The 24,729-nt window shown below is 56.0% G+C and carries 19 protein-coding genes and 2 pseudogenes; 7 read left to right on the forward strand and 14 right to left on the reverse strand.

Annotation, left to right across the window (positions count from 1 at the left end):
• The first annotated feature begins 12 nt into the window (after positions 1-12).
• A complete protein-coding gene (locus tag THINI_RS21965; RefSeq protein WP_154724481.1) occupies positions 13-522 on the forward strand; it encodes a hypothetical protein in 510 nt (169 codons plus the stop codon).
• Here THINI_RS21965 and THINI_RS23875 read toward each other — a convergent pair.
• Entirely contained in the window at positions 505-1,647 is a 1,143-nt protein-coding gene (locus THINI_RS23875; RefSeq protein ID WP_002710689.1) for a coiled-coil domain-containing protein, read from the reverse strand. The two genes, THINI_RS21965 and THINI_RS23875, sit on opposite strands and share 18 nt — an antisense overlap.
• Positions 1,648-2,682 carry an OmpA family protein gene (locus THINI_RS21975; protein ID WP_002710690.1) on the reverse strand — a complete coding sequence of 345 codons (1,035 nt, stop codon included), beginning with the start codon at positions 2,680-2,682 and terminating at the stop codon, positions 1,648-1,650.
• Between the two features lie 162 nt (positions 2,683-2,844).
• Between THINI_RS21975 and THINI_RS21980 the strand changes: the two genes are divergently transcribed.
• On the forward strand, positions 2,845-3,453 hold the full coding sequence (locus THINI_RS21980; protein WP_169314650.1) for a YcjF family protein: 609 nt from the start codon (positions 2,845-2,847) through the stop codon (positions 3,451-3,453).
• An 88-nt stretch (positions 3,454-3,541) separates the two neighbouring features.
• Here the strand turns inward: THINI_RS21980 and THINI_RS21985 are convergent, their stop codons facing one another.
• Both THINI_RS21985 and THINI_RS21990 read right to left on the reverse strand, forming a co-directional pair.
• Positions 3,542-4,549, reverse strand: coding sequence for a rod shape-determining protein (locus tag THINI_RS21985; protein ID WP_002710692.1), 1,008 nt, complete (start codon positions 4,547-4,549; stop codon positions 3,542-3,544).
• Entirely contained in the window at positions 4,542-4,901 is a 360-nt protein-coding gene (locus THINI_RS21990; RefSeq protein WP_002710693.1) for a hypothetical protein, read from the reverse strand. Before THINI_RS21990 ends, THINI_RS21985 begins: the two co-directional genes overlap by 8 nt.
• Positions 4,902-5,176: 275 nt before the next feature.
• Here THINI_RS21990 and THINI_RS21995 point away from each other — a divergent pair, with 275 nt between their 5' ends.
• A complete protein-coding gene (locus THINI_RS21995) occupies positions 5,177-6,346 on the forward strand; it encodes an HAD family hydrolase (RefSeq protein WP_040839707.1) in 1,170 nt (389 codons plus the stop codon).
• 6 nt (positions 6,347-6,352) lie between these two features.
• On the opposite strand, the gene THINI_RS22000 is transcribed toward THINI_RS21995, so the two are convergent.
• The 4 genes and pseudogenes from THINI_RS22000 to THINI_RS27435 all read right to left on the reverse strand — a co-directional run bounded on the left by THINI_RS22000 (position 6,353) and on the right by THINI_RS27435 (position 10,701).
• On the reverse strand, positions 6,353-8,794 hold the full coding sequence (locus THINI_RS22000; RefSeq protein ID WP_245536673.1) for a response regulator: 2,442 nt from the start codon (positions 8,792-8,794) through the stop codon (positions 6,353-6,355).
• 9 nt (positions 8,795-8,803) lie between these two features.
• Positions 8,804-9,256: pseudogene (locus tag THINI_RS27430) on the reverse strand (7TMR-DISMED2 domain-containing protein); the annotation flags it as partial.
• Positions 9,256-9,528, reverse strand: a complete 273-nt coding sequence (locus THINI_RS22005; RefSeq protein WP_002710696.1) for a hypothetical protein — start codon at positions 9,526-9,528, stop codon at positions 9,256-9,258. The pseudogene THINI_RS27430 and the gene THINI_RS22005, both read right to left, overlap by 1 nt.
• A 236-nt stretch (positions 9,529-9,764) precedes the next feature.
• A pseudogene (locus tag THINI_RS27435) lies at positions 9,765-10,701 on the reverse strand (IS1595 family transposase).
• Positions 10,702-10,824: 123 nt separating this feature from the next.
• Between THINI_RS27435 and tnpC the strand changes: the two are divergent.
• Both tnpC and THINI_RS22025 read left to right on the forward strand, forming a co-directional pair.
• Positions 10,825-12,402 (forward strand): IS66 family transposase, encoded by a 1,578-nt coding sequence (tnpC, locus tag THINI_RS22020; RefSeq protein ID WP_002710697.1) that lies wholly within the window; start codon positions 10,825-10,827, stop codon positions 12,400-12,402.
• A gap of 121 nt (positions 12,403-12,523) precedes the next feature.
• Positions 12,524-14,848, forward strand: coding sequence for a hybrid sensor histidine kinase/response regulator (locus THINI_RS22025; RefSeq protein ID WP_002710698.1), 2,325 nt, complete (start codon positions 12,524-12,526; stop codon positions 14,846-14,848).
• A gap of 94 nt (positions 14,849-14,942) precedes the next feature.
• On the opposite strand, the gene hisD is transcribed toward THINI_RS22025, so the two are convergent.
• Genes hisD through murA form a run of 4 tightly spaced genes read right to left on the reverse strand, consistent with a single transcriptional unit; the run spans position 14,943 to position 19,210 of the window.
• Entirely contained in the window at positions 14,943-16,244 is a 1,302-nt protein-coding gene (hisD, locus tag THINI_RS22030; RefSeq protein WP_002710699.1) for a histidinol dehydrogenase, read from the reverse strand.
• A gap of 2 nt (positions 16,245-16,246) precedes the next feature.
• On the reverse strand, positions 16,247-17,308 hold the full coding sequence (gene aroG, locus THINI_RS22035) for a 3-deoxy-7-phosphoheptulonate synthase AroG (RefSeq protein WP_002710700.1): 1,062 nt from the start codon (positions 17,306-17,308) through the stop codon (positions 16,247-16,249).
• Positions 17,305-17,949, reverse strand: coding sequence for an ATP phosphoribosyltransferase (gene hisG, locus THINI_RS22040; RefSeq protein WP_002710701.1), 645 nt, complete (start codon positions 17,947-17,949; stop codon positions 17,305-17,307). The genes aroG and hisG overlap by 4 nt, the downstream gene beginning before the upstream one ends.
• A 1-nt stretch (position 17,950) precedes the next feature.
• Positions 17,951-19,210, reverse strand: a complete 1,260-nt coding sequence (murA, locus tag THINI_RS22045; protein ID WP_002710702.1) for a UDP-N-acetylglucosamine 1-carboxyvinyltransferase — start codon at positions 19,208-19,210, stop codon at positions 17,951-17,953.
• Between the two features lie 219 nt (positions 19,211-19,429).
• On the opposite strand from murA, the gene THINI_RS22050 reads away from it, so the two are divergent.
• The gene (locus THINI_RS22050; RefSeq protein ID WP_002710703.1) at positions 19,430-21,889 is read left to right on the forward strand and encodes a sugar-binding protein; all 2,460 of its coding nucleotides are present in this window, start codon (positions 19,430-19,432) and stop codon (positions 21,887-21,889) included.
• A 37-nt stretch (positions 21,890-21,926) separates the two neighbouring features.
• Positions 21,927-22,346, forward strand: coding sequence for a DUF3293 domain-containing protein (locus THINI_RS22055; protein WP_002710704.1), 420 nt, complete (start codon positions 21,927-21,929; stop codon positions 22,344-22,346).
• Here THINI_RS22055 and THINI_RS22060 read toward each other — a convergent pair.
• Complete coding sequence (locus THINI_RS22060) at positions 22,332-23,762, reverse strand: cryptochrome/photolyase family protein (protein WP_002710705.1); 1,431 nt, start codon at positions 23,760-23,762, stop codon at positions 22,332-22,334. The two genes, THINI_RS22055 and THINI_RS22060, sit on opposite strands and share 15 nt — an antisense overlap.
• On the reverse strand, positions 23,759-24,694 hold the full coding sequence (locus THINI_RS22065; RefSeq protein ID WP_002710706.1) for a MerR family transcriptional regulator: 936 nt from the start codon (positions 24,692-24,694) through the stop codon (positions 23,759-23,761). The genes THINI_RS22060 and THINI_RS22065 overlap by 4 nt, the downstream gene beginning before the upstream one ends.
• Positions 24,695-24,729 lie beyond the last annotated feature (35 nt).

Here is a 24,729-nt window from a genome sequence, read left to right on the forward strand (position 1 = left end):
GTATTCCTGCTGGTGGATGACAAGGTATCCGGCGGTTGCTGGGGCAATGCGCAACAGGTCAGGGAGCAGGTCAAACAGTCTTTGGAGCAAAGCGGGCTACGTGTCTATGACGAGCCGTTGCTGATCACTTCGCCGCTTTCCAGCAACCTGCTCATTACCGCGCAGGGTTCAAGGGGCAGGCAGGGGATCTGTTTTGGCGACATCCGGGTAGAAAGCTACCGTAGCGTGCTAAGCAACTTTGAGGGGGTCAAGGTTCAGCATCAGGCTTACAATTTTTCCCGCAGCACCATAGCGAACAGCCGTAAAAACCTGGATGCCGCGTTCCTTGAAGCGGCAGAAGAACACACGGCCGCTTTCGCGGCGGAGATTGCGGAAGGCCGGGAAGACCCCGCAGTAAAAGCCGTGCTGGCAAAGTCGGAGGGCAAAGAAGTCAACCCCCTGCCCATGAGCGCCCTTGCCAATATTTTCCGGCAATCGGCAAGGGCGGCAGCCGACGATAAAGGCTCACCCGCCGCCAGGTAAGGTATCCAGCATACCGGCAATACGGCGGTTGGTTGAGTTGACGGATTGCAGATAGCCGTTGACTTTGGCATTCAGGGTTTCAATACTCTTATGCTGTGCTTCATTCTCTGTTTGTAGTTCGGCAACCTGTTTTCTCAGTTGGGTAATCAGGGCATCCTGGTTGCCTGCTTCATTCTCAAGCGCCTGCTGTTTTTGCCGATAGCTGGTTAGCGCGGCCTGCTGTTCTGCAATCAGGGCCTCGGCATTCTTTTTGTCTTCCTGCAATTGCAAAATGGTTGCCTGTTGTTTTCCGGTTTCCACTTCCAGGGTTTGCAGCTGCTGCGCCTTGTCCGCCAGGGCGGTTTGTTGTTCTTCCAGTAGTACGCTGTTTTCCTGTTGTTCTTTTTCCAGTTGCAAAATGGTTGCCTGTTGCTCTCTGGTTTCTGCTTCCAGGGTTTGTAGCTGCTGCGCCTGGTCTGTCAGGGTGGTTTTCTGTTTTTCCAGTAGCGCGCTGTTTTCCTGTTGTTCTTTTTCCAGTTGCAGGATTAGCGATTGCTGTTGCTTTGTTTCTGCTTCCAGAGCCTGCTGTTTTTGCTCAAGTGTAGCCAGAGCCGCTTGTTGTTGTGCGACAAGTTTAGCAGCTTCCCGTTTCTCCTGGCGTAATTGCCCGATGGTGACTTCCAGCGCCTCGCGTTGTTCCGCGTTCAAGGCCGCTGCCTGCGCCATGTCGTTTTGTGTTTGCTTGAGGGTTTCCTGGAGTGTGATGACCTGCCTGGACTGACCTTCATGCACTTTGCCAAGCTCTTCGAATTGCGTGCGGCAGGCGCTTAGCTCCTGGAGGGAAGCAAGACTTTCCTGGTGTTCCTGCCGGGATTTGGCAAGCAGGTTTTCCGTGGTTTTGTGCTGGTATTGCAGTTCTTTGATGGTTCGTTGCTCGGCCTGCAGGCGTTGTAACAGTTGGTCGCTGTCGGCATCCTTTTTTACCAGCAGGGCTTCCAGCCGTTCGTTGGCGGCCTGTAGGGTTTTTTTGGCGGCGCGTTCTTCGTTTTCCCGGGATTTGCACAGGGTGCGGCCCATAAACCAGCCAATCAGGCAGACAAGTGCGGCAACCAGCGCCATTTCGTAAATTAGTGGTAAACCCAACATTCAGATACCCTCCACGATGAATTCGATGCGCCGGTTTTTGGCGCGGCCTTCTTCCGTATCATTGTCGGCCAGTGGTGCTGCGGCCCCCTTGCCTTCGGTTTTCAGGCGTTCCAGCGGCACGCCACCCTGGTTGAAGAGCCAGCCCTTGACGGCTTTGGCACGTTGCTCACTGAGCTTGAGATTATTTTCTTCACTACCGACATTATCGGTATGGCCACTGATCAGGACGGTGGAATCCGCGCAGAAAATGGCAGTGTCGGCCAGTTCCTGAAGCAGGGCGTCACTCTTGCGGTCGATGGTGGAACCACCGGAAGCGAACACGATTTTCTTCTGCGACAGCAACCGGTTGAATTCCTGCTGGCAGACCACGGCGGCACTGTCCAGCGCCACCATGTTGACGGACAGGTTGTACCCTTGTGCTTCAATAGGTTCTAGCGCCTTTCTCAGGGCTTCGACCTGTTTGGTGGTCGCAGCCTTGCCTGCGAAGCGGATGGTTTTGTCAGTCATGCGGATGGAGGCTGATTCAAGTGGCCTGGCTTCTTTGAGCAGGGTACTGCCGATCAGCGTCTCCCAGCCGTCCGGGGCACCTGCACCGGTTTGCAGGTAGGTCAGGTCAGCTTTATCGCCAAACGTGGCTTGTATTTGTTCCGCCAGTGAGGATTTGGCCTCATCGTCGCTGACGTAACCATCGAGTGACAGGGATTTTCCGTCCCACTGGATGTGCAGGGTATAAGGCTCGATAATCTGCGTGCTGATATTGTCTTCCACCCGCTGCACGTACCATTGGGATCGGGCCGTATCAATAGCCTGCCAGTGCGCATCAGCGTCCGGGGCTGTACCGTTGACGGCGATATCCCTGCTGTTGGCTTGCCCGGCTTGCACGCTTGCCCACGGCATACCCTGTTCGTGCAGGTATTGTTGGGTGTGTTCGGCAATGCGTTCTGGCAGGGCCCGTGCGTAACGGGGCAGGGTGAAGGCCATCAACAATAACACTGCCATCAGACCGGCCAATTGTATAACCCAGGCTTTCTGCATGGTGTGCTGAACTCCAAGTTGGCTGTTTTTGTGAAAGTTTGTAATCATAACAACCTGCCTGCCGGGTTTTCAGTATAGTTTTGTTAAGTTTTGTTACGTGCATTCTGCCCTGGAGGCTTTTTTGCTATGCTTTGGCAATCAAAATTTTATCAGGCGGGTATTATGAATGCCGAAACGATGACAGTCGATGCGGAGACGACGCTGGCTTCCCAGCAGTCGACCTTGCTGGATGAGTTAACCACGCGCTTGGTTCACGTTCAGACTGAGCTGGGAATGAAAGACTTGGCGCTTCGCGAACAGGAAGCGGATCGCATTGTCAAAAACCATGTGCTGGCCGGTTCGGCGATGGGGCTGGTGCCGCTGCCGCTGTTTGATCTGGTGGCTCTGAGCGGAACCCAGCACAATATGCTGGAGCAGCTTTGTCAGCATTATGGTGTAGATATCGACCATCATAAAATCCGCTCGGCCTTGATCGCGGTACTGGGCGGATCCTCGCCGACGCTGGCGTTGGCCGGGGCTGGCAGTGCGTTCAAATTCGTGCCGGGTGTCGGCACTTTGGGTGGTAACGCCGGGCTGACCTTGTTGGGTGGGGCGATTACCTATGCCGTGGGGAAAAGCTTCATCAAACACTTCAGCGCGGGTGGTACACTGGATGATGTCAGGGCAAAGAAGCTGGGGAGCTTTTTCCGCAAGGAATTAAAGCGGGGGAAACGGTTGATTAGGGAAAAGCTGCCTTTACCGCAAGTGCTTTCACGCTCTGCAAAGGCTTGAAACTTCTGACTATTCCATCGTGGAAGCTAGCCGGGATAGTTTTCACAGATGGATATACAGTAGCAAATACCGGATAGGGCAGTTGTTATCAAATTCGTTCCCAATACTCCGCAGGCATTTCCATGCTCATCTTTAACGCACCAGTGCTGCCGCAGTATTCGGCATCCTGCACGCATTCCACCCGCCCGCCGCCATAGGCTTGCAAGCTTTTCTCTATGGCAAGGTCAATACCCTTGAGGCGTGAACCACCACCAGCCAGCAGGATGTTCTGACGCAGGCGTTCCTGAAAATCCGGGTCGAAACTACCAACCAGTTGTTGCACTGCCTTGCTGATCGGGTTAGCCAGACTCAGGCAGCATTCACGCAGCAGCTGGGTAATGTCATATTCCTGCGGGATGCCTTGGGTATTGAGCGTAACCTTGACCGGGTCGGCTGTTTCGGAAACATAGCCGTACTTTTCCTTGATGGTGCGGATAATACGCGCGGAAAGCTGCACGTCCGGGTATTTGGCGTGGATGGCCTTGGTGATTTCGGCATCCAGAAAGTTACCGGCGGTTTTCAGGGTGAGCTGGTCTTCCGGTTCCGGCAGGGTGCCGTGGATACGGCACAAATCGGTGGTGCCCGCGCCGATGTCCACGATCAGGCATTCATCGAAACGGTCGTTGGCGTAAGCCACCGCGAACGGTTCGCTGACAATCAACACCTTGTCGATAAAGCCTTCGCAGAGGTCGATCAGGGCTTTCTTGTTGACGATGCTGGCTTGCGCGGGGACGCCGATGGCGGCATACACCTGATCGTCTTCCTGTTTTTCCGGCAAGCCGACCTCAATCAGGTGGCGCAGGATCAGGGCGGTTGCCTGCAACGCCTGTTCGTCGTCACGAATCACGCCTTCCGCCAGCGGCCACACCAGATTCACCGCCAGCCGGTTATCCAGCGCATCGCCACCCAGCAGGTAATCTTTTTGCAAGCGTTTCTTCGCAATCACGTCTTTGGGGTAACCGACGCAGGTTTCCACACTGAGACGCTTGCCGGTGGAGGTGGTGATGGAGGAGCGGCTGGTGCCGAGGTCGATACCGGCGTAGTAAATGTCAGGCATTGGCGGCTTTCCTTATGGCGATGTTTTCATTAATGATTTGTTCGAACAGTGCGTACTTGCCGGAAACAGTTTGGGTTACAGCAGAGCCTGTTTTTGCCGGTTGTTGCTTCTGCTCGGCAACCTGTTGCGCTTCCTTCAGGGATTCATACTGATTTTGCAGGTCTGCCAGTTTCTGCTCCAGTTCGGTCTGTTTGGCTGAGGTATCTTTACGTTTCTGGCGATGGTTGTACCACGACCCGGCAGCTACCACTTTTAACACCAGCAATGTGCCTGCAACCACGATGGTAACCGGTAGTAAATGTGCTGTTGCGGCATGGACTACTGGCGCAACAATTCCCTGGGTTTGTAACATGGTTTGCTTCCCCTGCCTGTTCAGTTTATTTCCATCGTAATGGATATTCCGGAGATTAGACAGGTTGCCGTATTTTTGAAAGCTGACTTAACAATTCTTAACAATTTTGTAGATTGTGTTGCGTACTGGTGCGCGTAGTATTTGAACGCAATAGTGGATTCCGGATAAAGCTGATGGTGCTTGAATTAATGACTTTGGGGAGTATTGCCGCCGCTAGTGGTCAATGGGCGCGTAAAAGGGCGCTAAAAGAGCGGGCTGTCCGAAGGGAGCCATCCGTGCCTGATGCAGTGGGCTCTCCTGAACTGCGCCGTAATGGCCAACGTCTGGCGGCGGCTTCGGCTGCATTGGGTTTATCGGCAGCCAGCGTCCTGTTACGCACGCCGGTACTGGGTTACGTCAGTGTTCCTGTTTCGTTGTTTGCCTTTCTGCCAGTGTTGGCGAATGCCGGACGCAGTCTGGGAAAGGAACGTGCCATCAACGACCAGGTACTGGCAGCGACGCGGGCGGCGATTTGTGTGGCGATGGGGTATTACTGCATTCTTGCTTTAGATGCGACCCTGCAATCTGCCGGTCAGCGTTTGTTCCTGCGTCAGGAAGACGGTTTCCGGAAAAACCTGAAGCAGGCTGCGCAGCAACATGGTTTGGTGCTACCCGTTGATATGCCGTTGCAGCCGGATCGTCGGCAAATCCATGCGGAGCAAACCGCTGAACGTGCCGCGCCCTGGATGCTGGGCTTTTTCGTGTTGACGATTCCCATGATGGGGGTTAACCGGGCGGCAGCGTTTCTGACTACCACCTTCGGCGGGCATTTGCGCAATCTGGGGCCATATACCTCCCGGCGGGTTATCCATGCTGCCATGCAGGAGGGCATTGTGCTGATGCAGCCGGATGCGCTAGAAAGCGCCGCACAGGTGGATACGCTGGTGATTGACAGCCGCTTGCTGGAAGGTTTGCCGCAAGAGGAGGTTCATGGCCTTATCGATGGTTTACAGCGGCAATACCGGGTGCAGGTACTGGATGCGGCAGCTCAGCATATTTCGTTTGGTGAACTGCAAGCTTCAGGCAATAAGGTTGCTTACCTGCATGGCCCGGAAGACGAGCTGGGAAGGCAGGCTGCTTTCCTGTGCATTGCCTGCGGTAACAGGGCGGCTCAGGTCACATCGGCACCGATTCTTTTGTTGGGTGATGGCATCCGTCAACTGCCGGTATTGTTGGCGCTGGCCAATACCTTTACGCAACGCCAACGATTCAACTTCATCGCGCCCATTGGGGTGGATTTGATGGATATTGCTACTACCGTGTTCCTGGATTTCGGGTTGATTTATTCGGTGCTGTTTACGTATACGGGGTTGGGTCTGGGGGTTGTGAACAATCATCTGGAGAAATGCAAAGGTAACCCGATAAGTGAGCAGGAACTACTGCCAGTTCCTGCCCCCATCCGGTGAAGGGCTTCACTTTCTTGTAGGGTTCTTCCGTCGTACCCATTTCAATAGCATATCTTGCAACTGTTCCAGGTCGAATGGCTTGGCCAGATAGTCATTCATCCCGACAGCCAGGCATTTGGCGCGTTCCTGTGGGAGGGCGTGGGCAGTCAGCGCAATGATGATGGGCGACTCGCACCATTGTTGCCGGATGATCCGGGTGGTTTCATAACCATCGCCTTCCGGCATCTGCAAATCCATCAACACCACGTCGAAAGGCGTTACCTGCAAGGCTTCCAGCACTTCCTTGCCATTGGCGGCAACAGTGACTTGTAAACCCAATGCCCGTAGGTATTTGCTTTCGAAAACCTGGCTTATTTCATCATCTTCCGCCAGCAGCACGTGCTGGCCAGTCAGTTCGGGGTGGAGCCTGATCGGTTCCGGTAGTCGGGGTGAAACGGGGTTAACCGGAGTGGCGTCCGCCTTGTTGGTTTGCCGGGGCGTTTCGAAGGCCCACTCAAGCTCCAGACAGCGTGCCACGACCTCACATAGCCGATCCATTTCAATCGGCTTGATCAGGAAGTCATAAAATCCTAAAGACTGTGTATCCTCCGGCTCTGGCAGCGGGGTGGCGGATGTGGCAATGGCCGGTAGCTGCGGCAAACCCAATGCCTCACGAATCTGCCAGGTGGCTGCATAGCCACAAATGCCGGGCATACGCAGATCGGCGATCACCAGGTCAGGTGGCTGGAGATGGGCGCACACCAACGCGGTCGTGGCGTCTTCGGCAATATCAACCACAAACCCCAGGGACTGGAGTAAGTCCCGTAACACCAGGCGATTTGCTTCGTTGTCGTCAATGACCAAGACCCGTCGAATGGGGCCGGTATAACCACTCACTACCGCTTGCGAGGCTGGGTAGCTGGTATCGCCCACAGGTGTCGAAACTGGCTGCAACGGCATGCGGAAGGAAAATGTGCTTCCGTAACCGGGCGAACTCTCAAGGGTCAGCACGCCACCTAACAACGTGCTAAGTTCACGGCAAATCGCGAGTCCCAATCCTTTGCCTTGCTGGTCGGGATGGTATTGCTCGAAGGGTGTGAACAAGCGCTCGTGTTCCTCCGCCGGAATGCCGCAGCCAGTATCAGTGACTGCAAAGTGTAACACCGACCCCGTCGCATCAGGCGACGAATGATCGATTGCTGCAGACAACCGCACTTGCCCGACAGCGGTATATTTGACCGCGTTGTCGAGCAGGTTCTGCAAGACTTGACGGAGGCGCTGGCCGTCGGTGCGGATGGTCTGTGGCAGATCCGGGGCGACGTGTTCCTCAAACATCAGGCCCTTGGCCGCCGCCTGCTGCCGGGTGGTCTCGGCCAGGTCACTCAGCATGGGTGCTAGCGCCACATCGCCGATCAGCAATCGCAAACGGCCATGTTCGATTTCGGCGACTTCTAGCAGTTCGTCGATCAGGTGCAGCAAATGCAGGCCGCTGCGCCCGATGACGCCGCAATGCGTGCGTTCCTCGGAACCCAGGGACGATGCCCGCTGCAGCAGGTTGGCATAGCCCAGCATCGCGTTTAGCGGGGTGCGTAACTCGTGGCTCATGTTGGCCAGAAAGCGGGTCTTGGCTCGGTTGGCGGTCTCGGCGCGGTCGCGTTCAGTGGCGAGTTCCCGGGTGCGTGCATCGACCAGTTCGGTCAGGTGTTCTTCATTGCGTGCCAAAATGGTACGCGCCCGTTCGGCCTGCTGGCGCAAATCATTGATCCGGTTGGCCTCAGCCAGCGAGAGCAGCAACAACATCAACAGCAGCGCCCCATAGATCAATATCCTCGCCGAGGACTGAGGCGGGCTGATCGCATAGTTATAGTTGGTGAGTGCAAGCAGGATGATGGCAACCAGCAGCGGCGCCCAAGCTAGCAGGTAGAAGGCTGCCGTGCGGGGCTGCCAACGCAGCGCCAGCGCACCGGCCAGGAGCGAGATCACACCGGCCAATAAGATCGTCACATGCGACAGCATAGACCCAATATACGGATTCCAGTGGTCAATGATGCCAAAATTGACTACCACGCTGACTGCCAGACTAAGGTGGACTCTAGCTAACCAGGGTGTATACACACGCAGGCGTAAAAAACCTACTGGAAACATGATGACGCCGACCATCGCTAGTGCTCCGCCTATCATGTTGCCACGCCAGGGATCTGGCCATATCTCCCAAAGCAGGGTCGTCAGCAGCCCCTCGCGATCTGCCATCCACAGCAGAACACCCGGGATCATGCAACAAAGCCAGAAATACGCTGCTTCGCGCAACTGTAAGAACAGTACTAGGTTGTATGCGAACATGAACAGCATGGCACCGAAAAACAGGGCTAGCCCGCCATACGAAATACGATCGTCGGCAGCCAGACGGGCGCGATCTGTCAAGCGAAAATCCAGCAGCAGACCTTTGTCGCTGGCGAAACGGACATACACCGTGCTTGTCTCATGCGCGGCCAGCGGTAGATCGAACAGAAACCAGCGATGGGAGCGATCCCGCTCCGCCGGTAGTGCCCAGCGGCCGTCTCGGCGTTGCGCAGTGGTTTTTCCTGAAGCATTGAGGCTCCAAAAAGCGACGTGGCTCATACGCGGTTCGGCGAGCACCAGTAGCAGCGATGCCGGTTCAGCAGTGGCATTATGCACCGCAAAGCGTGCCCAGAACGCATCGGAGCTGATGCCAAGGTTGGGCACGCCCGGCGGTGTCCGCACGAAACCTTGCGCATTGGCTGGTGACCGCACCTGAGCCAGGCTCATGATGCCGCCCGGATCCCGTAGTAGTTCTATCTCCGTGACCTGGATGGGTAACTGAGCCGTATCGGCCAGTTCGAGTACCGGTGGTTCCGCCGCCATGGCCGAAGCACCAAACAGCAACAGCAAGACAAACAATATGCCCTGCATTATGTTGGAGGTTCGATGACTATGCTGATCACACTGCCCGCGACCAATCCGGCGCTGGCCTGGCCAGACCAGCCTTCCGGAGCTTTCTCACCTGTGCCATTGGTAAACAGTTTGTCGGCGGATACGCCGCCTTGTGCGTCAGCAGACAGAAAGCCACCGCCGGTGACGCCTTCAGCAGCTTGTAACTGAGTCGAAGCTGATGCCATGAATGCCAGGAGAATCAGTGAAAGGCGGATGTTTGGTAACGCAATGTTATGGGCGTAGGCGCACATTATTTTTCTCCCTGCCATGAACCTAAAAAGCTATAGAGACTAGATAAGTCAGCGGTTGCGTGGAAGTCAACTTAACAATTCTTAACATTTCCTCGTGCAGTCACTACCTCCAAAACCTGCCGACAAGCTTGACAAGGTAGGGCGGGCTGTCAGTTTGGCTCTGGGTCTGAACAATTTGCTGGTAGCGTGAACTGTTTTATCCATATCGAATGTGGCTCAATATGCGTTTCAGGGTCTTATCCCAACAGCAGCGAAAGCAAGGACTGTAAGGCAGCTTGCCCCCGTTTCCTGATGTTGTGAAGAGACTCGAAGAATGCAAGGTAACACGGTAGCTTTTCTTGTGAGATCCCCCGATGAGGTCGTAACCATGAGCGTAACAGTGACCAAAAACCTTCCATCGTATTGACGTGGACTTCATGGAAACCGTCACCATCTTCGTCACGGGCATATTCGCCTGCGCCATGGTTGACGGTTTTGTGGGCATAGCCCCATTCTTCCAATCGGCTGTAAATGTTGTACTCATCGGTGTAGACCAGCGTGCCTGCTGCCACCGTTTCCACAATCAACGGCTTGATCGTCGTCTGTTTCACATTCGCCAGCATACGGATCACGACCTCCCCGGAACGCTGGATCATGCCGAAAATGGGTGGTTTGTCCTTTTCCAGTGTCCCACGCCCCGGCGCACCTTTCAGGGCGCGGCGGCGACCTTCACGCCCAGCATCCGCGACGGCTTCGGGGTTTCCCTTGTGTCCAGCCTTGACATAAACCTCATCAAATTCAACATTCCCAAACAGGTTTACTGGCGTTTTTTTTCTCGACACCACGCCGTAACTGTTCCGTCATCGCCTGAACATCATCCTTGTTCAACCCCAATTCGCGGGCGATTTGTTGGTTGGACAGGTTCAACGACATCAGGTACAGGCACAACACCCACACCTTCAGCGGCTGGTGGTGGCCTTCAAACACCGTTCCCGTCAGGTCATCAAAACGCTTTTGGCAATCCTTACACTGGTAACGCTGGCGTTCCTGCTGGGTGTCATCCTTGCCTCGACGGATAGTGTCCTGTGAACCGCAGTGCGGACAAATCACCCCATTAGGCCAACGCACGGAACGGACTTGCTCGAAACAGGCGGCATCACTGGTCAGGCTGGAAATACTGATGAGCGAGGTCATAAAGCCTCTCCTTGGCTATCGGAAATGACTAACTTTACCGCTATCCATCACGTTTGCAATGCCGGGGAAAACAAGACCCTGAAACGCATATTGAGCCTCTTCTAAATCTGCGACACTGCGGCGATGCCCCAGCAACTGAAAGACCACAGCCTCAAACAGCTTAACAGCCAGTACCTTGCCAAGCTCACGCCGGAGGAACTGCTGCACCTGTCGACGAAGTTGCTGCACGACCTGAAGGAAGCGCGGGAACAGCTCAACCAGAATCCCAGCAACTCATCCCGTCCGCCCAGCAGTCGTTTCCCATGGGAAGGCCCACCGTCAGCCACTGCACAACCTGAACCCCAAGCACCGACGGCCAGGATAGACGAGGGGCTGTCCCCGGCAATCATGGCAAGCACAAAGCCAGCGGCAAAGGCCAAACGCAAGGCTGGCAAACAGCCGGGAGCGCCGGGTTACGGGCGGGTTTGGCATCCACCGGTGGATGCCGATGAACACCATTGCCCCAGCCACTGCGAAGCCTGCGGCAGGCCACTGGAGGCTGCCACTTGCCGGGTTTACAGCGCCTACGACAGTGTGGACATCCGTTTTGGCAGCGCCGAACAGCCCGGCCTGACGGTCATCACCACCCGCCATCACCTGTACGAAAACACCTGCACTTGCGGCCACGGTAGCCGCCATGTCCCGCACCGGGCAGTCCCCGACCCGTGTTTGTACCCTGGGGTTGAAGTGGGCGAATGGCGGCTGATCGGAGCCAACCTGGCGGCGCTGATTGTCCACCTGCGGCTACGTTCGCGCTTGTCGCTGCGGCTGACGCAGGAACTGTTGCGGGAGGTGTTGGGCATCCCCCTGAGCACCGGGGTGTTGCAGCAATGCTTCGAGGAAGCCGCCGCCAGCGCGATCCCCCTGGAAGACGCCCTGGTGGAAGACCTGCTGGCGGAAGCCACTGCCAATGGCGGGGTACTGTATGTGGATGAAACCTCCTGGAAGGAGCGCGGCGAAGCCCTGTGGTTGTGGACGTTTGTCACCACTCTCAGCGTCTGCTTTTACGTGGGGCAACGCACCATCGAGATGCTGGACAACGTGATTGGCGGACACTTTGGCGGCTGGCTGATGAGCGATGGCTATACCGCCTACCGCCATCACCCCAAACGGCTGCGCTGCTGGGCGCACCTGATCCGTAAGGCCCGCGGGCTGGCGGAATCGCTGGACCAGGATGGCCGGGCATTCGGCCACTTCACGCTGGCTTGGTTGGGTACGTTACAGGCCGACATTGACGCTTGGCGGGAAGCAGACGGCACGCCGGGAACCGCAACCGGGGTGATCCGCCAACGCCACCAGGCAAAACTGGCAGAATTCAGGGCACGGTGCCTAACCCAGGCCGAATCCGCCCATGACAAGACGGCGGCGTTGGCGAAGGAATTCATCAACGATTGGGAAGCCATCTTCCGCATCCTTGACCATCCATGGCTTCCTTTGACCAATAATGAGGCGGAGCGGGCGCTGCGCCATTGGGTGATCCTGCGCAAAACCAACCATGGGACCAAAAGCGCCACGGGGAGTCGTGCCTTTGCCCTGCTGGCCAGTATCAGCGGCACTTGCCGCAAGCGTGGGCAGTCCGCGCTCGCTTATCTTGCCAGTGTGATTGCCGCTGCGCGTGCGAACCTTACCCTCCCGCCCTTGCCGCAAGCAGTGGGAGTGTGAGCAATTACAAAAATTTATGATTTGAATAATCATAACAACAAATCAAGAACCGGATTGTGAAATGCCTGACCAGCCCCTTGGAAAGTCGAGTTTTTCATTAATCTGATTAAGGAGCAGATTGATGCACCGTCATAACATACCCCAGCTGAAACAGCTGCAAGCTATTGATACAGCGCTACTGATATTCCTGCTGAGTGTTCTTATCCTGATTACCTGGGTAGCCTTGGGTAATTTGACCAAAAAAACCCATGAGAACCTGCATGATATCGAGCTGGTGCTTGAGCAGGCACACACGAGCTTCCTGACACATCTGCAATTGGAAACCCTAGCCAACCGGAATCATGACATTTTCGATAGCCTTAACGAGGTGTTGTTAAACATTGCACTCGGCTCTGAAGGCATTGCTGACAACAGACAGAAATTGCAGGCGCTGAAAACTCAACTGGAGCAGCAAAGTCAGCAACTTCCGACGTTTGGGAAGAGCGAATTGACAGAGGAATACACAAAAGCGACCGCAGGCATTCTGACCCTGATTGATCAGGCGCAAAGCCAGCCACCGGATGCCTGGCGGAATTTGATCATGGATGCACGTGACTCCATCCAGCAGATCAGGCTTATGACCGAAAAAATGGAAAGCATGTATGGTTTTACCGGCCAGGGTATCAGCGAGGCGTTTGATCATTCCCTGCAAAATACCACCAGGAACATGCAGGAAACACAACACAGTCTTGCCACCATTCAGGAACGCAGCATCATTGGCAAATTACTTATCATCGTCTTTCTGTTGATCAGTCGTTTGTACTTTTCCTCTCGCTTCAATCTTATCGTGCAAACCGCCACCGCAGCGCAACGGATTGCAGAGGAGGCAGTAAAAACCAAGGCACGCTTCCTCGCCACCATGAGTCACGAAATCCGCACACCCATGAATGGCGTTATTGGCATGACCCGCTTGCTGATGAATACGCCCATGAGTAAAAAACAAACTGAATTTACGGAAAGTATCCGCCTTAGTGGTGAACACCTTCTCACAGTCATTAATGACGTACTGGACTTTTCCAAAATTGAAGCAGGTAAGCTCGACCTCAAACGCGAGTCGTTTGAATTGCGTTCCTGTATCGAGGAAGTCCTCAACCTGCTCAGTGCCAAGGCACTGGAAAAGAAACTGGAGCTGGCTTATGTCGTTGCCCCTAACATTCCGCTATATATAGAAGGCGATATGGTGCGCCTGCGCCAGATACTGACCAATCTGATCGGTAACGCCATCAAGTTTACGGACTCAGGCAATGTGACCGTCGTGGTGAACCTGCATACGTGTCATGATGAAGACTTGGAGCTTGAGTTTGAGATCAGCGATACCGGTTGTGGCATACCGGCGGATCGTCTGGACAGTGTTTTCGAGCAATTCAGCCACATAGACGATGGCCAGACCCGGCATTACGAAGGCACTGGACTGGGCTTGAGTATTTCCCGCAATCTGGTCGAAATGATGGGTGGGCGCATCTGGGTGAAAAGCATCCTGAATAAAGGTAGCCGCTTTCATTTCACCATTCGTACACGTGCGACTGAGGGCTCGCTCAAGCTGTTCCATCACTCCAATATTCCATCCCTCAGCGGGAAACATCTGCTACTTGTTACCAATAGCCTGACTAGCGCCCAGTCCGTGCAGGACTTTTGTGCTAGATGGGGCGCAAAAGCCGATATTAAGACAAGTGCTGCTGATGCCATCAACCGTATCGCCGGAGAAAGTGTGTATGATATTGTCTTGGTAGACAGTAACCTGCCTGAGGATTCAGCTTTGGAAGTGGCAGGATATGTACGCCAGCGTTACAGCAAACAGGAACTACCCCTGATCCTGATTGCACCACCCAATGACCTGCTCCCCAGGGAAACGGTGCGGGAACTTTACAATCTGTACTTGACCAAGCCTGTTACCCGTAGCCGACTGTTTGATAGTCTCATGACGGTGCTGGGCGAACTCAATCTGGTGACCAACAGGCAGAAAACATCCACTCTCAAACTTGCCGAGCGTTTGCCACTGACCATCCTGCTGGCCGAAGACAATCCAATCAATCAGGTGGTCGCTTCCTCCATTCTGGACGAAATGGGCTACAAAATCGATCTGGCAGAAAATGGTCGGCAAGCCATCGCAGCGCTACACAAGAAAAATTACGATGTCATTTTTATGGATATGCAAATGCCGGAAATGGGCGGTCTGGAAACGACCCGGCATATCCGCGCCGAATTTCCGCCAGCGCGTCAGCCTGCCATTATCGCCATGACCGCCAATGCAATGGATGGCGACAGACAGGAATGCCTGAATGCAGGCATGAACGATTACATCAGTAAACCAGTGTTGCCGGAAGCTGTCGAAGCCGCACTGGAACAATGGTGCAAAAAGAAAGCTGATCCATTGCCAATGGCAGCAGAGTTCAGCTTATGCGGATAATCAGTTGATTGGGGAATCCCCCAACCGCCCTGGTTTTACCAACATGGATAATTCAGGCAGCCCTAAGCTATGGCGGCATATTTTCCGGTAACGGTTAACCCTTGATCCGGTATTCTGCTGAGCGCGCGTGCGCGGTCAGCCCTTCCCCATGCGCGAGGATGGAGGCAATCTTGCCCAGTTCCGAAGCCCCTGCCGCCGAACAGTCGATCAGCGAGGAACGCTTCTGGAAGTCATACACCCCCAGCGGGCTGGAGAAACGCGCAGTACGCGAAGTCGGCAGAACGTGGTTCGGCCCGGCGCAGTAGTCGCCCAACGCTTCCGCCGTATAACGTCCCATGAAAATCGCGCCCGCATGACGGATTTGCTTGGCTACTTCGCGTGGATTTTCCACGGAAAGCTCCAGATGCTCCGGTGCGATGTAATTGGCGACCTGTACCGCTTCATCCATATCCTTCGCCAGAATCAGTGCGCCACGGCCTTGCAGTGAGGTGGAAATGATTTCCTTGCGCGGCATTTCCTCTACCAGCCGGTTGATGCTGGCTTTGACCTGGGCGATGAAATCCGCATCCGGGCAGACGAGGATGGATTGAGCGTCTTCGTCGTGCTCAGCCTGTGAGAACAGATCCATCGCGATCCAGTCCGGGTTAGTCTTGCCGTCGCACACCACCAGGATTTCGGAAGGCCCGGCGATCATGTCGATGCCGACCGCGCCGTACACCATGCGCTTGGCAGTAGCGACGTAGATATTGCCCGGCCCGACGATCTTGTCCACCTGCGGAACGGTTTGCGTACCGTAGGCCAGCGCCGCGACAGCCTGCGCGCCACCGATGGCGAACACACGGTCAACGTTGGAAATAGCGGCAGCTGCAAGAACCAGCTCGTTCACTTCATTAGCTGGCGTTGGCACCACCATGATCAGTTCCGGTACACCGGCAACCTTGGCAGGTACAGCATTCATCAGCACGGATGAGGGGTAAGCCGCTTTGCCGCCGGGAACATATAGACCAACCCTATCCAGTGCTGTCACCTGTTGCCCCAGCAGCGTGCCGTCGGCTTCGGTGTAGCTCCACGACTCCATTTTCTGACGTTCGGCATACGCCTTGATACGGTCAGCCGCCTGTTGTAGGGCGCTGCGTTGTTCCGGCGTGATCTTGTTGAGGGCTTCCTGTAAGCGGGCTGCCGGGATTTCCAGTTCCGCCATGCTGCCAGCGCTCATGCGGTCGAAACGGTTAGTATATTCCACCACGGCTTCGTCGCCACGGGTGCGCACATCCTTGAGGATGCCATTGACAGTGTTGAATACTGCGTCATCGGAGACGCTTTCCCACGCCAGCAAATCTTGCATTTCCTGCCAGAAACTGGCGTCGCTGGTGTTTAATTCCTTGATGTTGAGCATAGTCAGATACTCCTGCGTTTTTTCACAGCCTCAGCCAACTGGCGCAGCACCACTTCAGTCGTGCCGAAGTTGATGCAGGCATCAGTAATACTCTGGCCGTAAACCAGCTCTTCGCGTTTTTTGCCGTCGGCTTTCTGGTTGCCTTCGACCAGATGGCTTTCGATCATGACGCCTGCAATAGCGCGGCTGCCGCTGGCAATCTGTTCGGCGACATCTGTGGCCACTTCAGGCTGGCGGCGATAATCTTTGCAGCTGTTCGCGTGGCTGAAATCGACCATCAGGTAAGGCGGCAACTTAGCTTTTTCCAGCGCTGCGACGGCGGCGGCAACACTGTCGGCATCGTAATTCGGTTCACGCCCACCGCGCAGGATCACATGGCAATCCTCATTACCCTTGGTGGCGAAAATCGCCGTGCGCCCTTCCTTGGTCACAGACAGGAAGTGATGAGGACGGGATGAGGCACCAATTGCATCAATCGCAATATTCAGGTTGCCATAAGTGCCGTTTTTGAAGCCGATCGGGCAGGACACGCCGGAAGCCAGTTCACGATGCCCCTGGCTTTCAGTGGTGCGTGCGCCAATGGCTGCCCAACTGATCAGGTCGGCCACGTATTGCGGGCTGATCAGGTCGAGGTATTCGGTTGCGGTCGGCATCCCGGAGTTGTTCAAGTCCAGTAGCAGCTTGCGTGCCGTGCGCAGACCCTTGTTGATGTGGAAACTGTTGTCCAGGTCGGGGTCGTTGATCAGCCCTTTCCAGCCGATAGTAGTGCGCGGCTTCTCGAAATACACGCGCATGATGATGTGCAGCTGGCCTTTCAGTTCATGACGCAGGTGTTGCAAGCGTGCGGCGTATTCCAGCGCGGCATCCACATCGTGGATGGAGCAGGGGCCAACCACCACGGCCAGCCGGTCATCTTTGCCGTGAAAAATATTGCTGGCAGCTTCGCGGGCGGCAAACACGGTTTCGGTAGCCGTTTCGCTAATCGGGTACTCGCGGTGAATCTCCACTGGCGGAGTCAGCTCGTGCATACCAACGATGCGTAGGTCGTCAGTCTGGTATTTCATTGCGTGTTCCTCTGCTCAACTGCTGATTGCATTTGCACCAGCAGGTCGCGGATAGGCTCGTGTTTCAATTTCATCGAAGCCTTGTTGACGATCAGGCGGGAAGTGATGTCCGCCATGTGTTCCAGTGGTGCGAGTCCGTTTGCTTTTAGGGTATTGCCGGTGTCTACCACGTCCACGATGCAGTCGGCCAGACCGACCAGGGGCGCGAGTTCCATTGAGCCGTACAGCTTGATTACGTCAACCTGACGGCCTTGTTCGGCGAAATAATGACGGGCGCAATTGACAAATTTGGTGGCGACTTTCAGGCCGACTTCCGGTAATGGTTTGTCGGCGAAACCGGCTACCATCAGCTTGCAGCGGGCGATTTGCAGGTCGAGCAACTCGTACAAGTCTTGCCCGCCATGCTCCATCAGCACGTCTTTGCCTGCCACGCCGAGGTCAGCCGCGCCGTATTGCACATACGTCGGCACGTCGGTGGCGCGGATGATGACCAGCTTCACGTCTTCCCGGTTGGTGTCGAGGATCAGTTTGCGGCTGGTTTCCGGGTCGTCCAGCGGCTCGATACCGGCAGCTTGCAGCAGTGGCACCGTGTCCTTGAATATGCGCCCTTTCGACAGCGCTATCGTCAGTGTGTCTTTCATATCAGCTATTCACCCGCTGGATTTTTGCGCCCAGACGGGAAAGTTTTTCCTCAATTTTCTCGTAGCCACGGTCGGTGTGGTAGATACGGTCAACCGTGGTTTTACCTTGCGCCGCCAATCCTGCGAGGATCAGCGAAGCGGAAGCCCGCAGGTCAGTTGCCATCACCGGCGCGCCTTTCAGGTTAGGCATACCGGCGACGATAGCGGTATTGCCTTCCAAACGGATATTCGCCCCCAGACGCATCAGCTCGGCGACGTGCATCATGCGGTTCTCGAAAATGGTTTCGACGATCACGCCGATGCCTTTGGAAAACGCATTCATTGCCATGAACTGCGCCTGCATGTCGGTCGGGAATGCCGGATACGGGTCGGTGCGGATGTCCACAGCCTTCAATATGCGGTCGCGCATGTCGACTTCAATCCAGTCATCGCCACTGCTGACCAACGCGCCTGCGTCGGTAAATTTGTGCAGTACAGCATCGAGTGTATCAGGCGCGGCTTTCAATGTCCGCACTCGGCCACCGGTAATAGCAGCGGCGGCAAGGAAAGTACCGGTTTCGATACGGTCAGGCAGCACGCTGTAATCCACGCCCTGGAGGCTGGTGACGCCTTCGACCGTGATTTTGTCGGTGCCTGCGCCCTTGATGTTCGCGCCCATGGCAATCAGGCAGTTGGCCAAGTCGACGACTTCCGGTTCACGCGCTGCATTTTCCAATACGGTGGTGCCTTCCGCCAATACTGCCGCCATCAGCAGGTTTTCCGTGCCGGTGACGGTCACGATGTCCATGTTGATGCGTGTGCCTTTGAGGCGGTTGGCCTTGGCGCGGATGTAGCCTTCTTCCACCACGATTTTCGCACCCATGGCTTCCAGGCCGGAGAGGTGGATGTTGACCGGGCGCGTGCCGATGGCGCAGCCGCCGGGCAGGGAAACTTCCGCTTCACCGTAGCGGGCGACCATTGGCCCCAGCACCAGGATGGAGGCGCGCATGGTACGCACCAGATCATATGGCGCGCAGAAATGCTTGATGGTGGAGGTGTCGGTATGGACATTGTTGTGTTCGTCCACCTCAACCTTGACGCCCATGCCAGCGATAACCGCCGCCAGCGTGCTGACGTCTTTCAGGCGTGGCACGTTACGGATGGTCATAGGGGTTTCGGCCAGCAGGGTAGCGGCCAACAGGGGCAGGACTGCGTTTTTCGCCCCGGAGATTTCTACATCCCCATCCAGGGCAACGCCGCCTTCGATAATCAGTTTCTGCATGGTATTAAGACCCGGTTCAGTCGCTTGTCAGCAAAAGGATGGAATAATAGCGAAAATTGCGGGTGGATACACCGCAAACTGCAAACTTTCACGCGATGGGGTTAATCAGGGGAACTTAATAAAAGTAGCCCGCTTCTAAAAAACGACAATGGGGAAAGCGGCGGCAAATTCGCGAGGATGGGTAACCGCCGGATAACACAAACTAGGGTCTAATCAATCATGACAAAAGTTCACCATTTTTGGGGAAGCCGCCTTGTTTTGGCTTGTATGTTGCTGCTGGGGCTGACGGCAACGCAATCCGCCGGGGCGTTTTACAATACCACTTCTGCTTTGGGCACCAATACCAACGAGATCATGGACGATGACGCCAGCGCGCCGTTCATCGACCTGATGAAAATGTCCCTGCCATTCCGTGAGGCGCGGCAGTTGAACAAGGGCAATATCCAGTATGACCGTTTTGGCTGGCCAACCCGTATTTCAGAGGGTGGGCAAGCCGGAACCCGTTTCGTCAGCAAGTTGCCCGCCGGTACTATTCCGCGCGGCCCGTATATCGTGCTGTACGATGGTGAAGGCAAGCTGGATTATGGCAATGATGCCACCCTGATGGAGCATATGCCAGGGCGTGACACCATCATGCTCGATCCGGGCAAGGATAATGAACTCAATGCCACCCTGTTCATCAAGGCGACCAATCCAGGCAACCATTTGCGCAATATCCGTATCCTGCCACCGGGCGGGATTTGTTCCGGCAACCCGTTCCAGCGTGTCGCCAGCGCGGGGCAATGCCGTGGCGACTATCTGGCGTTTGAGCAGCATTCCGGCAAAATCATTTTCAACCCGGATTACCTGACCTACATGAAGGATTTCCGCGTCATCCGCTTCATGAACATGAGCGGCATCACCCGCAACCCGGTGTATGCGTGGGAAGACCGTGCCAGCATCGACCAGCAAACCTGGGGTGGGGCGGAAGGCATCCGTGGCGCGCCGATGGAAGTCATGGTGGAACTGGCTAACCGCCTGCACGCTGACCCGTGGTTTTCCATGCCACATGCGGCTAGCAACGACTTCATCCGCCGCTTTGCCGAGTATGTGAAGGTCAATCTCGACCCAACGTTGAAGGTGTACGTGGAATACACCAACGAAGCCTGGAACGGCATTTTCACCCAGCACGCCTACGTCAAACAGAAGGGGCAGCAGTTGCGGCTGGATACGGATGCAAATCAGGCGGCGTGGAAATATTATTCCAAGCGATCGGTAGAAGTTTTCGGCATCTGGGAACAGGCATACCGGGGTAATGACCGTCTGGTGCGGGTCATGTCCGGTCTGGTCGGCAGTACCCAGATGACCAAAACCATCCTGTCGTTTGAAGGGGCTTACCGTTATACCGACGCTTATGCAGTCGCACCGTATGTGTATGGTGACACTGACGCCCTGCGCAAGGCGCGTAGCGTGAGCCAGATTTTCCAGGTCATGACCGACCCGAAATACCCGCATTCCCTGCCCAATGAAATCAAATCCATCGGCAAGCAAGCGGATACGGCCAAGAGTTTCGGCGTCGACCTGATCGCCTATGAAGGTGGCCAGCATCTGGTGGACTGGAACACCAAATCCGACAACCAGCACCCCAACAACCTGTTTTATCAGGCCAACCGTCATCCGCAGATGGGCGTGATTTACAAGCGCCTGCTGGAAGGTTGGAAACAGGCGGGCGGCAAGTTGTTCGTCCAGTACACTTCACCACGTATCTACCGCAAATACGGCAGTTTCGGTATCAAGGAATACATCACCCAGCCCGATGCGCAAGCGCCCAAGTATCAGGCGATGATCGGGTTTGCGCGCGCCAACCAGTGTTGGTGGGATGGTTGCTCCGGCAATGTACTGGTGCGCCATTCCAAGCCGGTATTGTCGCTGGAGGCAATGAAAACCCAGTCCGAGCCACTGGACGCCACTGCGCCGATGTATGAACCGATCCACGGTGAACCACCGCCCTTCCCGATGGGCAATATCCCGCCGGAACAGGTGGCTTCCGCCGCGCCAACCGAGCGTATCCTGGTTTCCATGCAAAATTCGCCCAACGAGCAGTATGTGATGGGTGGAAATGCTTCCATCCGCCAGGTGCGTGACCGCCATGATGTGTTCCAGGGGGCTGCTTCCTATCAGTTGCGTTCAGTCGTCAACGGCAAGATTGATGGCACCCATGATCTGGCGGCCATGTGGCAGGCCAGCTGGGATCAGCAAAACCTCTACCTGCGCGTGGGCGTGGAAGATGACCGGCCCGAGATCAGCGATTCCAGCGTACCGTGGGAAGATGATGCGGTAGAAGTCTATCTGGATGCGGATGGCTCGCGGAACGCGCAGTACGACCAGCGCAACGACTTCCACTTCATTTTCAGCCTGAAAGACGGCAAGGTGGCATTGGGCAAAAACTCACCTCCGGTCGGCAGCGTACAGATGAACCACAATGTCAGCCGTACCGGTAATGGCTATGTGCTGGAAGTGACCCTGCCGTGGAGTGCTTTGCGCGTCAATCCACGCCCCGGCCACCGTCTGGGGCTGGACGTCCACGTGGACGATGATGATGATGGCGGTGACCGCGACGGCAAACTTACCTGGAAAGCGCAGCAGGATGAATCCTGGCGCAACCCATCATTATTCGGCGGCGTGATTCTGGGCGAGTGAAGAAACAATAAACGAGTAACAACGAACGAGGAATCCTATGCTATCCACCGAACTGCTGGCGGCTTATCACGCCACCCATTATCAGGTACGGCATCCGCAAGGTGTGTTTACACTGCGGACTGACAACCCGTCCGCAGAACTGTCCGCGCTGTTACGCGAAACCGGCAGCCAGTGCGCGGCTTTCATCACTGCCTGCAACCCGTATAGCTGGCCGGTAGGCGATGCTGAAAACGCCCGCGCCCAACGCCAACTGGCTGGGCAGTTGCAGGAAGCAGGCTACACCACCATCCCCGCCATCGGGCTGGATCCGGCGGGTGAATGGCAGGGCGAGGAAAGTTTTCTGGTACCGGGGCTGGATCTGGAAGATGCCAAATCGCTGGGGCATCAGTACGCACAAAACGCTATCCTGTGGATGGCTGCCGACGCGACCCCGCAACTGGTATTACTGAACGGTTGAACGGGCAAACGGCCCCTTGATCTGCTCGAACATGGCCAGCGCCCGTTCGCGGCTGGCTTTGAAATCGACGATAGGCAAGGGGTAATCCGTCAAACCATCGCCCAGTTCACGCGGCAGATGTATCTGCTTGTTGTCGCGCGCGCGTAATTCCGGAACCCAGCGGCGGATGTATTCGCCCTCCGGGTCGAACTTCTGGCTTTGCAGGATCGGGTTGAAAATGCGGAAATAGGGTGCTGCGTCCGCCCCGCAGCCCGCTGTCCACTGCCAGCCCAGCACGTTGCTGGCCAGGTCGGCATCCACCAGCGTATCGCGGAACCAGTTTTCCCCTTCCTGCCACGGAATCAGCAGGTTCTTGGTCAGTAAGGACGCTACGATCATGCGCACCCGGTTGTGCATCCAGCCGGTTTGCCACAGTTCGCGCATTCCCGCGTCAATGATCGGGTAGCCGGTTTGCCCACGTCGCCAGTGTTCCAGATTTTCCACATAATCTTCCGCCCACGGGAAATGCTTGAAACGCTCGTCCAGCGCCTGATCCACGGTATGCGGGAAGTGGTAGAGCAGATACCAGGCAAATTCCCGCCAGCCGATTTCCTGGATGAAATGGCGCAAACCGCTTTCGGCGGCAGGGTGTTCGGCCAGAAAAGCTTCCGTGTGGTAAACCGCTTGCCTGGGGCTGATTTCACCAAAATGCAGGTGCGGGGAAAGCTGTGCTGTGCCGTGCTGGGCGGGGAAGTTACGGGCATTCTTGTAATCCGCGCCACCTAGCGGCAGGAAGTCGAGCAGTTTCTGCATCGCTGCCGTTTCACCTGCAGGCCAGTGCGCCATCATGCCGGTATCCCAGTGGGTGCGGGGCAACAAGCCCAGCTCATTCAGCGCCAGGCTACGCGGGAAACTGGTAGGGGCAGGAATCTGTTCCGGTGCTGGCAAGGGCAGGTGCTGGATGCCATGTTTCAGCATGGCTTTCCAGAACGGGGTAAAGACCTTGTAGGGTGTGCCATCAGCCTTCAGCACTTCCCACGGTTCATTCAGCAGGCTGGCGTTGAAACTGTGGACGGTGCATGACTGCTTCAGGATTTCCTTGATCTGCTTGTCGCGGGCGAGGCTGGCTGGGTCGTAAACGCGGTTCCAGTACACATGGGTTGCGCCGGTTTCCGCCAGCAGGGCTTGCAGGACGGGCAGGGCGGAACCTTGGCGTAAGGTTAGGCGGTTGCCTGCTGCCTGCAAACTGGCGTCCAGCGCTTGCAGGCTGTGATGTAGCCAGACCTGACTGGCTGCGCCCAGACGACTAACGCTGCCAGGCAAAGGGTCGTCGATAAAGATAAGGATAACGTTTGCACAGGTTTTACAAGCGTGATACAGCGCAGGGTTGTCGGCAAGGCGTAAATCCTGCCGTAGCCAGACGATGGCGGTACTCATGCGTCCTTGCCCGTTTTCTCCAGTTCTTCGTCGATAGCAGCGCAGATTTCGCCCAGTTCTTCTGACAACCAATAAATGGGTAGGTTGTCCGCTGGTTCAGGCGTCAAATCATCCTGGTAGCCGGACAGGAACACGGTTATGTGGCTGATTTCCGCCAGCATGGGCAGGGCGGGGGGGATGCGGGTGCTATTGGGCAATACCAGGGCGTCAAACCTTGTGCGTTCCAGGATCAGCAGCAGGTGATCGAGCGTGCCTTGCGTACCCAGCAAGCTGACCTGGTAGCCGTGGTTACTGAGCACATTGGCCAGCAGCAGGGTTTCGAGCTGCCCGTCACTGCCAGACAGGTTTACGACCAGCAGGCGCTTGCCGTTGGCACGGCTATTGTGTTGTAGGTAGCGCGAACCCAGTTTGGCACACAGGAATTCGTGCAGGAAAGCGCAGTCCGCTGACGTGGAGGGCAACACTTCCTGTTGTTCCCGCAATTGCCGGTAGAGCGGTTGTAGGAGCTTTTTGGCAACCAGTTCCAGCGAATAGAGGGAAACGGCTTCGTTGAAGGCATGTTCCAGTGAACGCGCGTCGAGCTTGCGGATCCAGCGCTGGAACAGGGCGCGGTAATGTTGCCACGGGTCGTCGGTTTGCGCATCCTTGGTCGGTTGCAGCAGCATGGGGCGCGGCCTGTTGCTGTCGAGCACGTCGCGCACCCGGCTGACCGGAATGCCTTGTTCCAGCAGAATGAGTACCTGCTTGACCCGTTCCACATCCTGCGGGCTGTAAAGGCGGTGGCCTTTGGGGGTGCGGCGCGGTTTGAGCAGGCCGTAGCGGCGTTCCCAGGCACGCAGGGTCACGGTGTTTACGCCGGTTTGTTCCGAGACAGTGCCAATCGGGAAGAGGGCGGTTTCATCAGGCATGGTTTTAACAATTTGTGGCTTCATTAGGCATGTACCGGTATTGTACAGTAATGATCTAA

The organism is Thiothrix nivea DSM 5205 (assembly GCF_000260135.1).
GTDB lineage: Bacteria > Pseudomonadota > Gammaproteobacteria > Thiotrichales > Thiotrichaceae > Thiothrix > Thiothrix nivea.